The 13,307-nt window shown below is 71.5% G+C and carries 13 protein-coding genes; 1 reads left to right on the forward strand and 12 read right to left on the reverse strand.

The window, feature by feature from the left end; all coding sequences use genetic code 11:
* Positions 1-140: 140 nt before the first annotated feature.
* From QQ657_RS27040 to dacB, 7 genes are all read right to left on the reverse strand, one after another.
* Complete coding sequence (locus QQ657_RS27040; RefSeq protein WP_284745062.1) at positions 141-926, reverse strand: ESX secretion-associated protein EspG; 786 nt, start codon at positions 924-926, stop codon at positions 141-143.
* A gap of 58 nt (positions 927-984) precedes the next feature.
* Positions 985-2,388, reverse strand: a complete 1,404-nt coding sequence (locus QQ657_RS27045) for a hypothetical protein (protein WP_284745063.1) — start codon at positions 2,386-2,388, stop codon at positions 985-987.
* Positions 2,389-2,410: 22 nt separating this feature from the next.
* Positions 2,411-2,776 (reverse strand): hypothetical protein, encoded by a 366-nt coding sequence (locus tag QQ657_RS27050; protein WP_284745064.1) that lies wholly within the window; start codon positions 2,774-2,776, stop codon positions 2,411-2,413.
* Positions 2,777-2,933: 157 nt separating this feature from the next.
* Positions 2,934-3,485: a hypoxanthine phosphoribosyltransferase gene (gene hpt, locus QQ657_RS27055; protein ID WP_284745065.1), complete on the reverse strand. Its 552-nt coding sequence runs from the start codon at positions 3,483-3,485 to the stop codon at positions 2,934-2,936.
* Positions 3,486-3,488: 3 nt separating this feature from the next.
* Positions 3,489-4,448: a tRNA lysidine(34) synthetase TilS gene (gene tilS / locus QQ657_RS27060; RefSeq protein ID WP_284745066.1), complete on the reverse strand. Its 960-nt coding sequence runs from the start codon at positions 4,446-4,448 to the stop codon at positions 3,489-3,491.
* A complete protein-coding gene (locus tag QQ657_RS27065) occupies positions 4,445-5,455 on the reverse strand; it encodes a zinc-dependent metalloprotease (protein ID WP_284745185.1) in 1,011 nt (336 codons plus the stop codon). Before QQ657_RS27065 ends, tilS begins: the two co-directional genes overlap by 4 nt.
* A 102-nt stretch (positions 5,456-5,557) precedes the next feature.
* Complete coding sequence (gene dacB, locus QQ657_RS27070) at positions 5,558-7,909, reverse strand: D-alanyl-D-alanine carboxypeptidase/D-alanyl-D-alanine endopeptidase (RefSeq protein WP_284745067.1); 2,352 nt, start codon at positions 7,907-7,909, stop codon at positions 5,558-5,560.
* A gap of 178 nt (positions 7,910-8,087) precedes the next feature.
* On the opposite strand from dacB, the gene QQ657_RS27075 reads away from it, so the two are divergent.
* Complete coding sequence (locus tag QQ657_RS27075) at positions 8,088-8,606, forward strand: inorganic diphosphatase (RefSeq protein ID WP_284745068.1); 519 nt, start codon at positions 8,088-8,090, stop codon at positions 8,604-8,606.
* Between the two features lie 72 nt (positions 8,607-8,678).
* On the opposite strand, the gene QQ657_RS27080 is transcribed toward QQ657_RS27075, so the two are convergent.
* From QQ657_RS27080 to QQ657_RS27100, 5 genes are all read right to left on the reverse strand, one after another.
* Positions 8,679-10,334: an MDR family MFS transporter gene (locus QQ657_RS27080; RefSeq protein WP_284745069.1), complete on the reverse strand. Its 1,656-nt coding sequence runs from the start codon at positions 10,332-10,334 to the stop codon at positions 8,679-8,681.
* 181 nt (positions 10,335-10,515) lie between these two features.
* Positions 10,516-11,784: a serine hydroxymethyltransferase gene (gene glyA, locus QQ657_RS27085; protein ID WP_284745070.1), complete on the reverse strand. Its 1,269-nt coding sequence runs from the start codon at positions 11,782-11,784 to the stop codon at positions 10,516-10,518.
* A 112-nt stretch (positions 11,785-11,896) separates the two neighbouring features.
* On the reverse strand, positions 11,897-12,301 hold the full coding sequence (locus tag QQ657_RS27090; RefSeq protein WP_284745071.1) for a hypothetical protein: 405 nt from the start codon (positions 12,299-12,301) through the stop codon (positions 11,897-11,899).
* A gap of 1 nt (position 12,302) precedes the next feature.
* The gene (locus QQ657_RS27095; RefSeq protein ID WP_284745072.1) at positions 12,303-12,725 is read right to left on the reverse strand and encodes an uL11 family ribosomal protein; all 423 of its coding nucleotides are present in this window, start codon (positions 12,723-12,725) and stop codon (positions 12,303-12,305) included.
* 39 nt (positions 12,726-12,764) lie between these two features.
* Positions 12,765-13,289, reverse strand: coding sequence for a gamma carbonic anhydrase family protein (locus tag QQ657_RS27100; RefSeq protein ID WP_284745073.1), 525 nt, complete (start codon positions 13,287-13,289; stop codon positions 12,765-12,767).
* Between the last annotated feature and the right edge of the window lie 18 nt (positions 13,290-13,307).

Here is a 13,307-nt window from a genome sequence, read left to right on the forward strand (position 1 = left end):
GGATGGCGATGCTCTGAGGGGCACCCCCAGGTCCCGGCAAAGTCTCCCGGCCCGGAACCGACTTGCCGGAGCCATGAGGGGCACCCTCATGGACATAAGAGCCATGAAGGTGCCCCTCATGGCTTTTCGGCGACGAGGTGTCAGACCGTGCTGGTCGTCGCCGCTCCCGCGAGCATCTCGCCGAGCCGGTGGCGCAGCGTCGCCGCGTCGGCCGGGGCGATCGTGATCCAGTCGCGGCCGTCGCGGCCGCGGGTTGCCTGGGTGAAGTAGCGGCCCGTCTCCGTGTCGAACCAGCTCAGGACCGGTGTCCGGGTGCGGCCGCCCATGCGCGAACGCGCGTTGGCCGCGATCTGGCCACCACGCAGCCGCGGCTGGGCGTGCAGCTTCGCCAGCGCCTTGCGGTCCTCGTCGGCCGAAGCGCGCTCGTCGCCGTTGCCGCGGCGGGACAGGAAGTCGACGCCGTGCGCGCCGACCAGCTGCTCCAGCGGGACCGTCACCGACTTCTCCGTGCCGCGCGGGGCGCCCGGGAGCAGCGAGACGATCGCGCTCGCCAGCCCGTCCACCGGGCACGGCTGCAGGTGGAGGCCACGCGTGTCCTGCACCGCCAGCAGCCCCTGGGTGCCCAGCACGCCGGCGATCGCCAGCAGCGGTTCGGCGTCCGGGGCGATCAGCTGGACCGCGTCCAGGCTCAGCTCGGCCTGCGCCAGCACGCCGAAGTAGTCCTCGACGTGCGGTTCCGGCCGGCCGCGGCCGTCGGCCAGCCCGCGCGCGGTCAGTCCTTCCAGCGTGCGCCGGCGCAGGATCGACCGCTCGTCCACGGTATCGCCGTGCGAACGGATGCGCAGCGGGTACGGCAGCTCGCCCAGCCCGGCGGACTCCCACAGGAAGTCCACCTCGACCGGGGTGAGCAGCTCAGCGTTCGGCATCGAGCCACCCCCAAGAGAAACCGGCCGGGCACGCCGTCAGCGTGCCCGGCCGAAAGGATCAGCGGTCTTCGTCGTCCTCGGACCACGCGCCGATGACCGGCGGCGGGGTCGCCTGGTTCGCGCCGAAGGCCGCGTCCGGGTCCGCCTCGATGAGGAACGACGCGTGCGTGTGCTCCTCGTCCTGCTCGCCCTGAGCGCCGTGCGGGGCCATGCCGCCCATGCCGCCGGGGTTCATCGGCGGCGGGGTCTGCTGCCCGCCGATGGTGCCCGCGGACGAGACCAGGCCCTGCTGCGGCGCCTGGGCCGACGCGGCGCTCTGCCCCTGGCCTTCGGCCGAAGCGAGCGTCGTCTCGTTCTCGGCCTTCGCGCCGGACCGGTTGCCCTTGCCCAGCGCGCGGGAAGCCAGCGCGCCGAGGCCGCCGGCGGCACCGCCGAGGCCGAGGCCCATGCCGATCTTGCCCAGCGGGTTGCTGCCGCCCGGCTGCCCGGCGCCCGAAGCCACGTGGCCCGCGCCGGTGCTCGTCCCCGTGCCCGCGACGGACCCGGTGGAACCGTCGTGGCCGAGGGCCGCCGCGTCCTGGCCGAAGCCGCCGGCACCGACACCGGCACCGTGGACGCCGTTCGGGCCGACGACCCCCGCCTGCTGCGCGTCGAACGCGCCGCCGTCGCCGCCGAAGCCCGAGCCGCTCGAAGCGAACACCGCGCCGCCCGCGCCCGACAGGCCGTGGACCGGGCCGGCGCTGCCGACGCTGCTGATCCCGCCGAACGAGATGGAGTTGTGCGAACCCGTCGGCTTCATGCCGAGCGACTCCGGGCCGAAGCTCGGGGTCGAGCCGTCGACCTCGCTCATCGCCTGGGTGTAGGTGTTGAAGAACGCGACCTGCTGCGCCTTGACGTCGTTGGCCGCGTCCGCCTGCGCCTTCTGGTCGGCGATCAGCGCCGCCGGACCGCCGGCCAGCGCGGCCGCCATGGCCTGCTTGGGGTCGTAGTTCTGGGGCTTCGGCATCTTCTTGACCTGCTCGGCGGCCGTGGCCTGCCGGGCGAGCCGGTCGGACATCGTGTGCGCGGCCTCGGAGGCCTGCGAGCCCGAGTTGGCGATGGCCACCAGCGCGCCCTGCGCGCCCGCGGCACCCCGGCCGACCCACACGTTGCCCAGCTCGGAGATCGCGTTGTACAGGTGGTCGGACGCCTGCTTCAGCTCGTTGCCGTGGTGCGACCAGACCTGCCCGGTCGACGTGGCCGTGCCGGGGTCGTTGTTGTTGACCGCGCCGTCGTAGAGCTGCTGGCTGTCCTGCGCGTTCCAGTTCGGCGGGTTCGCGATCGCACGGTCGCTGCCCATGTCGAAGCCGTCGGAACGGCCGCGGGCGCTGTCGACGATGTTCTGCGACGACGCGTTGTCGCCGAGCGGGACGAGCGAGCCCGGGTCAGTCGTCGCCGGCTGGTCGCTGTGGTTCGGAGCCATGACTTCGAGTCCCCCTCTGGGCTCAGGCGTTGCGGAACGGGTCGGCCGCGGCCTGGTCGATCTCGTGGTAGCGGGCCATCGCCGTGACGATGCCCTCCTCGGCGGCGCTGTACTGGTCGAGCAGGTTCTGCAGCGCGGAGGCGTAGGAGTCGTTCCCGCCGTCGGCGCGCTGGACGAACTTCGCGGCGATCGCGTTGCCGACCGGGTTGTCCCCGAGCTTCGGCGGCTGCGCGAGGGTGCCCGCTCCGCTGAGCAGGGCCTCGACCGCGTCCTTGCCGGTCCGGATCTTGTTCAGCACGGTCTGCGCGGCGTCGGGGTCGATTCCGACCTGACCCGCCGCGGCCGCGGCCTTGAAGGCGTTCGCGTCGGCAGCGCTGCTGTTGGCCATCTGAGCTCTCTCCCGTTCCCCCGACCCGGTCACCGCGGGCACGAATGGTCTTCGCATAGGTTAACGCACGTGATCAGAGCGTATGACGCAATCCGCGCTGCCGGGGTTCCGCGAATCCGGTCGTTGCGGTGAACGGTCGGTGAACTCCGCCGGTGCGCTACGCGGTGTAGACCTTCGGGTCCAGCGTCCCGATGTAGGGCAGGTCCCGGTACCGCTCGGCGTAGTCCAGGCCGTAGCCCACGACGAACTCGTTGGGGATGTCGAAGCCGATGTACTTCACCGGGACGTCCACCTTGACCGCCTCCGGCTTGCGCAGCAGCGAGACGACCTCGAGTGACGCGGGGTTGCGGCTGGCGAGGTTCTTCAGCAGCCACGAAAGCGTCAGGCCGGAGTCGACGATGTCCTCGACGATCAGCACGTCCCGGCCCGCGATGTCGCGGTCGAGGTCCTTGAGGATCCGCACGACGCCGGACGACGACGTCGAGGAGCCGTACGAGGAGACGGCCATGAATTCCAGCTGCGTCGGCAGCGGCAGCGCGCGGGCGAAGTCGGTCATGAACATGACCGCGCCCTTCAGGACACCCACCAGCAGGAGTTCACCCTGCCCGTTGGGGGGATAGTCGGCGGCGATCTGCGCCGACAGCTCCGTGATCTTGTCCTTGATCTGCTGCTCGGTGACGAGCACGGAGGCGATTTCGCCCTCGTACACGGGTCATTCCCCTCGGGTGGTGGGTTGGGAGATGACGCAGAGCCTGCCACGGCACCGCCGGGCTTCCAAGTTGCCCGGCAACCAGACACCGCCCTGACCACGCCACCGGGCGACGAGGGCGTCGACCGCCCGCAGGTGCGCGTCGGTGAGCTCGCGCACACCCGATTGCAGCAGCCACCTGCGGATAACCCGCCGGCGGATCGCCGCGGGCTCGGCCGTGAGGACGCCGACATCCAGCCCTTCGGAGCCGCCCGCGCGGGTGAAGATCATGTCCGCCATTGTGTCCAGCGCCTCACTGTCCTCACGCAGCTGCGCGGCCGTGCGGGCGAGTGCGGCGGCGACCCCGCCGTTGAGGACGTCTTCGAGCAAGGGCAGGACTTCGGTCCGCAACCGGACCCGCGTGAAGCGCGGTTCGGCGTTGTGGGGGTCGTGCCAGGGCTCGACGCCGAGCTCGGCGCAGGCGGCCAGGGTGGTCGCGCGCGACACCGCCAGCAGCGGGCGGCCCCACGGCGGGTCGTGCGGCCGCATCCCGGCGACGCTGCGGGGGCCCGAGCCGCGGCCGAGCCCGAGCAGGACCGTTTCGGCCTGGTCGTCGAGGGTGTGGCCGAGCAGGACGAGGTCGTGGCCGGCCAGCGCGCCGTAGCGGGCCTTGCGCGCGGCGGCTTCCGGGCCGCCGGAGCCGGTGACGTCGACGCGGCGCACCTCGGCCTCGTCGACGCCGAGGGACTTCGCGGCCGCGGCGGCGTCGCGCGCGATCTTCGCCGAGCCCTCCTGCAGGCCGTGGTCGACGACCAGCGCGCGGACGAGGCGGCCGCGGTGGTGCCCGGCGTACGCCGTGGCTTCGGCGAGGGCGAGGGAGTCGGCACCGCCGGAGACCGCGACGCAGAGTTCGGCCGGCACTTCGACGGCGTCCAGGAAGGCGCGGACCGCCCGGCGGACGGCCGCGACCGCCGGCCCGGTCATCCGTGCAGGCGCCGGACCCACGCGGCCGGGTCGGCGATCTCGGCGCGCGAAGGCAGGGTGTTCGGCGACCGCCAGACGGCGTTGAACCCTTCCATGCCGACGGCGTCCACGACGTGCTTCGTGAACTTCGCGCCTTCTTCGTACTGACGGATCTTCGCGTCGACGCCGAGCAGCGCGCGCAGCAGCCGATCGAAGACGCCGCCGCCCTTGCGCCGCGCGGTGAACCGCGCGCGGATCGTGTCGACGCTCGGCACGACCTGCGGGCCGACGGCGTCCATCACGAAGTCGGCGTGCCCCTCCAGGAGCGTCGAAAGCGCCAGCAGCCGATCGAAGACCGCGCGCTCCTTCGGCGACTGGAGCAGCTCGGCGAGGTTCAGCTTCGGCCCCTGCTTGATCGCCTCGGGCAGCCGGCCGACCAGGTCGGCCAGGCTGTCGCTGCCGCCGCCGGCGAGCCCGGAGACGAGCCGCTCGACCTCGTCGGCGAAGTAGTCGCGCAGCCAGGTGACGGCGGTGAACTGGAGCCGGTGGGTGCATTCGTGCAGGCAGACCCAGAGCCGGAAGTCGTGGCCGGGCACGTCCATCGCGCGCTCGGCGGCGACGACGTTGGGCGCGACCAGCAGCAGCCTGCCTTCCCGGTCGGGGCCGCCGAAGGGGTCGTACTGGCCGAGCACGCGGCTGGCCAGGAAGGCGAGCACCAGCCCGGTGTGCACGCCGGCGCCACCGGCCAGGATCGGCCCGAACGGCCCGCCCTGCTGCGGCAGCGCCCGCCCGGTGAGCGCGTCGAGGCCGGCCGCGGCCGAGCGCACCCAGCCGGGGCGGTCGACGACCTCGCCGGGCAGCAGCGGCAGGTCGAGACCCAGGTTCGTCAGCTGCCGGACGTGCCCTTCGGCCTCCATGGTCAGCTCACGCAGGTCGGTGACGGCCGCCTCGGCCTCTTCGCGCGGGACCTGCGGGCCGCCGCGCACGAGCAGCGCGCCGGTCTGCGCGGCGAGCGCCCAGTCGACCATGGGCCGGGTCTCGGTTTCCTGACTCACCCTTCCGACGCTACCTGGCCCGGACGGGTTTCCGGCCACGATCTTCGTACGGTTCGGTGTCCGAGGAGTGCACCGTTACGAGCACCCGCACTTGCGCAGGCTCGTCGCGAGCGCGTCGATGGCGTCGCGGCCCGGCTGCTGGTCGGAGCCGTTGGACATGAACGCGAACACCAGCACCCGGCCGTCCTGGTCGAGGACCAGGCCGGCGAGCGCGTTGACGCCGGTGAGCGTGCCCGTCTTGGCCCGCACCCATCCCCGGCCGGCCTGCGACGCGGGCGTCTCGAACCGCTTGTCCGCGAGGGTGCCGGACCCGCCGGCGACCGGAAGGCCGGCCAGCATCGCGCGCAGCTTCGCCGTGTTCGGGTTCTTGCCCTCCGGCGCCGCCGCGGCCGCCATGAGCTGGGTCAGCAGCTTCGCCGGGATCTTGTTCTCCCCCGAGATACCGCTGCCGTCGGACAGCTTGACGCCCGAGACGTCGAAGCCGTGGTCCTTGAGCACCTTGATCGTCGCCGTGGCGCCGCCGGCGAAGGTCGCCTCCTGGCCGGTGGCCAGCGCCACCTGCCGGGCGAGGGCCTCGGCGAGGACGTCGTCGGACAGCTCCATCGTGTCGGAGACCAGCTCGGTCAGCGGCGCCGACTTGACCTCGGCGAGGACCTTCGCGTCCTTCGGCGCGGCCGCCTGGCCGCCGCCCGAGGCACTGAGCTTCGACGCGATCGTCGACGCCAGCGCGCTGCCCGCGTTGGCCACGCGCATCGAGTTGTTGTTCTTCGGGTCCAGGCGCCCGGCGTCGGCCATCACCGACCCGATCTGCGTGGCGAACGTCGAGGGCGCGTCGCCCGCGGCCCAGCCCGGCGCCGTCGTCGCGCCCTTGAAGAGGCTCAGGTCGACCTGCACCTTCTTGACATTCGGGTTGGCCTTCTTGACCTGCGCGACGAGGTCGTCGACGTGCGCGGCGCCCGGGTACAGCGGCGACTCGGTGCCCAGCGGCAGCGCGGTGAGGGTGACGTCGCCGCCGCCGACCAGGATCACCGTGCCCGGGTCGGCGCCCTGGACGATCTTCGTCGACAGCCGCGTGTTCGGGTCCAGCGCGAGCAGCGCGGCCGCGGTGGTCAGCACCTTCGTCGTCGACGCGGGGGTCACCGCCGTCGCCGCGCTGTGGTCCCAGAGCGTGGTGCCGCTGACCGGGTCGACGACGCTGCCGTTGAGCTGGCCGAGCGCGCTGTTGCCGGCCGGGCCGGTCAGCACGGACTTGACGCCGTTCGCGGTCGGCGCCTGCCCGGCGGTGTCCGGTCCCTGCAGCTGGCGCGTGGCGGCGGCCGGGTCCGGGCTGTCGCCCTTCGGCGCGTTCGGCGCCCACGGCAGGCCGAGGCGGTTCGACACCTTCGGCATCGCGGCGGCGACCCCGCCACCGGCCAGCAGCAGCAGGACGACCGCGACGAGCGCGATGATCTTGCCCTTGCGCTTCTTCTTCGGCGGCTCCGCGCCGGTCGCGGGCGCCGGCTCGGCCGGCGGCTCCACGGGCGGCTCGGTCCGCGGTTGCGGCTGCTGCTGGAAGGCCCCGGGGAACTGGGTGGGCCGCTCGATCCCGACGGTCGCCTCGGCGTCGAACCGCTGCCCGTCCGGCTCGATCCGCATCGGCCGGGCCAGCGACCCGGCCGACGCCGGCGGGACGACCCCGCGCGGCGGCTCCGGCGGCAGCGCGGGACGGCGGTCGTCCGGCACGTCGAGGCGCTGCGCCCAGGGCTGCTGCGGCGGCTCCTCGCGCCGTTGCGGCTCCGAGCGCTTCAGCTGCTCTTCGCGGCGCTGCTGCTCCTCACGCCACAGCTGCAGCTCTTCCCGCCACGGCTGCGCGTCGGGCTTGTCGGACTGGGGCTCGTCGTGACGATCCGGCTGTTCACCGGGCCAGACGTTGCGCTCCACGGGCACCCACGGCGCCTTCTGGGGCTGCTGCTGCGGCGCCATCTGCTGGGTGCTCTGGGCATCCGCCTGCGGCTCGGCGGGCTTCTCCTCGGGCGGCTTCGCCTCGATGTACTGGGTGCTCTCCGCCGCCGGTTCCTCGAGCTTCTGCTTCACCTCGATGTACTGGGTGGACTCCGCGACCGGGGCGGGCTCGGGCTCGGGCTCGGCCGGCTTCGGTTCCGGCTTGCGCGAACCGAGCCGGTCGGCCAGGTCCTGCTTGGCCGGGGTCGGCGGGGGCGGCGGCTCCTCGGCGGCGGGCGCGTTCAGTCCCGGGATCGGCTCGGGCTCGACGTTCGGCGCGAACCACGATCCCTTCGGCGCCTCACTGCCTGTGACCTTGGGCACGCCGGACTCCCCTGGAGCGCTCGCCGGCGAGTCGGGCAGCGACATCGGCGTGGTCTTCCGCGCGCCGGACGACGAGCGGTCTTCGTCCGACGAAGGCCACATCGGCTGGTCGTTTTCCGGCACCCACCACTCCTTCTCACCTGCCCCGGAAGGGGCCAAGCTCACATGCCGCGTGGCCGACATCGATGCGACCGCGAGACAGGGCGTAGTCCACACTAGGAGACGTCAAGACAGTCATTAAGGTTGCCGCCCGCGACGCGTGGGCACGCCGGATCCGTCAAAAAGAAGCAGTGAGGACGCCGTGGAGTTCGACGTCACGATCGAAATCCCCAAAGGGGAGCGCAACAAGTACGAGGTCGACCACAAGACCGGTCGCATCAAGCTGGACCGGACCCTGTTCACGGCCACCCAGTACCCGGCCGACTACGGCTTCATCGACGACACCCTCGGCCAGGACGGCGACCCCCTGGACGTGATGGTGCTCGTGCAGGAGCCCACCTTCCCGGGCTGCCTGATCCGCTGCCGCGCGATCGGCATGTTCCGGATGACCGACGAGAAGGGCCCGGACGACAAGGTCATCGCCGTCCCGTCGAACGACCCGCGCCTCGAGCACCTGCGCGACATCCACCACATGAACGAGTTCCACCGCCTGGAGATCCAGCACTTCTTCGAGGTCTACAAGGACCTGGAGCCCGGCAAGAGCGTCGAAGGCTCGTCCTGGGTCGGCCGCACCGAGGCCGAGGCGGAGATCGCCCGGTCGTACGAGCGCGAGACCGACCGGCTGGCCAAGGAAGCGGCCAACGGCGGCGCCGCCCACTGAGGCCCCAATGCCATGAGGGGCACCTTCATGGACTTTATGTCCATGAAGGTGCCCCTCATGACTTTCAGGCGGTCAGTGCGCCAGGGCGAGGGCCGGGGCGGCGTCCGCGTCGGCCTCCGCGCGCTGCTCCATCGCCGACTTGTCCGAGAGCGGCTTCTCCTTGAGGAACCACACCAGGGCGAACCCGACGGTCAGCACGATCCCGCCGACCAGGAACACCGTGCTCATCGACTCGGCGAAGCCCTGCAGGATCGGCCGGGCCAGCGTCGGGTCGAGCGTGGACAGGAACGACGTGTCGTTGACGTCCAGGCCGCTCTTCATCTGCTGCGCGAACTCCGGGTGCTGGGCCAGCGCCGACACGTAGGCCGGCGTGGTCATCGCCGAGCGGACGGCGTTCGCGATCCGGTCGCCGACCGTGCCGAACAGGATCGACAGGAACACCGCGGTGCCCGCCGTGCCGCCGATCTGCCGGAAGAACGTCGCCGCCGAGGTGGCGACGCCGATGTCCTGCGGGCGGACGTCGTTGGTCGCCGCCAGCACCAGCGTCTGCATCGAGGCGCCGAGGCCGAGGCCGATCACGAAGGCGATCACCATGACCAGGCTGAGCGAGGTGTCGACGGTGATCGTCGACAGCGCGAGCAGCGCCGCCGCCATCAGGCCGATCCCGGCCACCGCGAACATCTTGTAGCGCCCGGTCTTCGAGATCAGCCGGCCACTGGTCAGGCTGCCGACCATGATGCCCAGCGTCAGCGGGAGCATCTGCAGGCCGGCCTGGGTCGGCGTCGCGCCCTTGACGATCTGCAGGTACAGCGGCAGCGACATCATCGCGCCGAACATCCCGGCGCCCTGCACGACGGTGACCAGCGTGGCCATCCGGAACACGGGACGCTTGAACAGGCGCAGCGGCAGCAGGGCGGCGTCGCCCATCCGGCGTTCGATCCAGACGAACGCGGCCACGCCCAGCCCGCCGACGACGTACATGGCGATCGAGGCGGCGGATCCCCAGCCCCACTCACGGCCCTGCTCGGCGACGATCAGCAGCGGCACCAGCCCGGTGGCCAGCGCGACGGCGCCCCAGTAGTCGACCTTCTGGTCGACGCGGGTGTGCGGGAGGTTCAGCACCTTGGTGACGACGACCAGCGCGGCGAGCGCGATCGGGACGTTGACCAGGAAGACCCAGCGCCAGCCGGTGATGCCCGCGAAGGTGTCGATGCCGGCGAAGAACCCGCCGACGACCGGACCGGCGACGCTCGAGATACCGAAGACGGCCATGAAGTAGCCCTGGTACTTGCTGCGCTCACGCGGCGCGGTGATGTCGGTGATGATCGCCAGCGCGAGGGACATCAGGCCGCCGGCGCCGAGGCCTTGGAACGCGCGGAACGCGGCAAGCTCGTACATCGACGTCGCCATGCCGCTGGCCAGCGAACCGACCAGGAACAGCGAGATCGCCGTCAAGTACATGGGCTTGCGGCCGTAGAGGTCGGACAGCTTGCCGTACAGCGGCGTCGAAAGGGTGGCGGTGATCAGGTACGCCGTGGTGGCCCAGGCCTGCAGCGACAGGCCGTGGAGCTCATCGGCGATGGTGCGCATCGACGACGACACGATGGTCTGGTCGAGCGCGGCGAGGAACATGCCGAGCATCAGCCCGGACAGGATGGTCAGGATCTGGCGGTGGGACAGTTTGCCGTTCGTAGCGGCTGCTCCTTCCGCCGTGGTGGTGTCGCTCATGGTGGTCTCCCTTGGTAAGCCTTCGCCGTAGTTGCTTGTACCTCTCAACTACTTGCCTCGACCAAGTATTCCTCGGAAGCTTGCATGGTGCAATCAACTTTTCTGTGAGCCCGGTCTCCCTGGCGCCGGACACGCCGAAGGCCACCTCCGAGCTGCGGAAGTGGCCTTCGGCGAACGAGGGTCAGGCGGAGTAGCCCGGGATCGGGAACGGCGCCAGGAACTCGCGGATCTCCGCGGCGATCGAGTCCAGCGAAGACTCGTCGGCGGCCGCGGCCGCCGTCACCGTGCGGTCGATCCACTCCGCCACCTGGACCTGGTGCTCCGGCCGCAGGCCGCGCGTCGTGATCGCGGACGTGCCGAGGCGGATGCCCGACGGGTCGAACGGCTTGCGCGGGTCGAACGGGACCGTGTTGTAGTTCAGCTCGATACCCGCGCGGTCGAGGGCCTGCGCGGCCGGCTTGCCCGCGACCGCCTTGTTCGTCAGGTCGATCAGCAGCAGGTGGTTGTCCGTGCCGCCGGACACGAGGTCGTAGCCGCGGGCGAGCAGCGCGTCGGCCAGCGCGCGGGCGTTCGCGACGATCGCGTGCGCGTATTCGGAGAACGAAGGCTGCTGCGCCTCACCCAGCGCGACGGCGATCGCGGCCGTCGTGTGGTTGTGCGGGCCGCCCTGCAGACCCGGAAAGACCGCCTTGTCGACGGCCTTCGCGTGGTCGGCATCCGAAAGGATCATCGCGCCGCGCGGACCGCGGAGGGTCTTGTGCGTCGTCGTCGTGATCACCTGCGCGTGCCCGACCGGCGACGGGTGCGCGCCGCCCGCGACCAGGCCCGCGATGTGCGCGATGTCGGCGACGAGGACCGCGTCCACCTCGCGCGCGATCTCGGCGAACGCCGGGAAGTCGATCGTGCGCGGGATCGCCGTGCCGCCGGCGAAGATCAGCTTCGGCCGGTGCTGGCGCGCGAGGTCACGCACCTGGTCGAGGTCGACGCGACCCGTTTCCTTGGCGACGCCGTAGCGGACCGGGTTGAACCACTTGCCGGTCGCCGACACGCTCCAGCCGTGCGTGAGGTGGCCGCCGTCCGGCAGCGCCATGCCGAGCACGGTGTCGCCCGGCTGCGCGAACGCGAGGTACACGGCCAGGTTCGCCGGAGACCCGGAGTACGGCTGGACGTTCGCGTGGTCGGCGCCGAACACGGCCTTCGCGCGCTCGATCGCCAGCCGCTCGACCTGGTCGATGAACTGCTGACCCTCGTAGTAGCGCTTGCCCGCGTACCCCTCGGAGTACTTGTTGGTGAGCACGGTGCCGGTCGCCTCGAGCACGGCCTGCGAGACGTAGTTCTCCGACGCGATCAGGCGGATCTTGTCGTGCTGGCGCTTCGCCTCGTCCTCCACGAGCCCGGCGATGGCGGGGTCGGCGGCGGCGAGTGCGTTCAGTTTCGGCTGGTGTGTCATGGCGTACTCCGGCTCTGGAGTGGCCTTCACCCAGGCGCGCGGTGCCGGCCTCGTCGTCGCTTCCCGGTGGTGCTCCACCTCGATGGCGCCAGTCGCTGCTGCGGGGAAGAGCCTAGTCCACCGCACTCGAGGCCCGGCGGTGCTCGGCGCACCACTTGCGGGTGCAGCCCGACGTCCGGTCGCAGAACGGCCGGGCGCAGGTCGCGCAGCGCTTCACCCGCCGCCAGCCGCCGACCGTGACGAGCTCCGCGAGTCCCGCGGCCCCCGCCGCCAACTCACTCTCGCTCATCAGCGCTGTCACGTAGACGATCCGCCAGGCCACACCCGTGTCGACGAGCCGCGGCCGCGCCCCGGCCGCCGCCAGCACGGCGTTGAGGCGGCGCGCGGCCGCGTGTTCGTCGGGGAGCTGCGCGGCGATCCCGCACAGCTCGGGGTTTCCCTTGCGCAGCAAGCGTTCCGCGACCCCGAGCTCAGGGTCGAGCGCGCGGAACGGCGGCACGACCGCGTGCTTGCGCACCTCAGTCGACGACCACGACGCCCATGGACCGGGCCGTGCCCGCGATCGTGCGCATCGCCATCTCGACGTCGGAGGTGTTGAGGTCCGGCAGCTTCCGCTCGGCGATCCCGCGCAGCTGATCCTTCGTGATCTTCCCCGCGACCTCGTGCCCGGGCCGCGAGGAACCCTTGTCCCCCAACGCCTTCTTGATGAGGAACGACGTGGGCGGCGTCTTGAGCCGCAGCGCGAACGAGCGGTCCTCGAACACCGAGACGACCACCGGCACGATGTCGCCGCGCTGGGCCGCCGTCGCCGCGTCGTAGGCCTTCTTGATCTCGACGAGGTTGACCCCGGTCTGCCCCAGCATCTTGCCGAGGTCGACGACCGGGGCGTTGCCCGCGCTGAGTTCGAGGGTGACCTGGTGGGTGAGTTTCTTCGGAGCCATGCCCCGAAGCTAGAGTCTCCAGCTACTGGAGAGTCAACTTCAATCCAGGGCCTCGACGCCTGCCTTGTGCCGCTTCGCCAAGTCCTGGTAGACGGGCGCGTTGTGCTCCACCCACAGCCGTGCGGAGTCGGTGAGCGGCACGAACTTCTTCGCCGGGCTGCCCATCGCGACGACCTCGGACGGCACCTCGGTACCCGGCGTCACGGTGGCGCCGGCCGCGACCAGCGTCCGCTCGCCGATCTTCGCGTCGTCCAGGATCGTGGAGCCGTTCCCGATCAGGGCCTGCTCGCCGACCGTGCAGTCGTGCACCAGGCACTGGTGGCCGACGGTGGCGTTCTTGCCGATCTCGCACACCTTGCCGACGTTGACGTGCACGACCGAGTTGTCCTGGATGTTGGCGCCCTCCCGGACGATGATCTTGCCGAAATCGGCGCGCAGCACGGCGCCGTACCAGACCGAGGCGTCCTTCTCGACGACGACGTCGCCGATGAGGGTGGCGGTGGGCGCGATCCAGGCGTCCGGGTGGACCTGTGGGCTGAGCCCTTCGAACGAGAACAGAGGCATGCCCGCACCCTAGACCGC

The organism is Amycolatopsis ponsaeliensis (assembly GCF_030182635.1).
GTDB lineage: Bacteria > Actinomycetota > Actinomycetes > Mycobacteriales > Pseudonocardiaceae > Amycolatopsis > Amycolatopsis ponsaeliensis.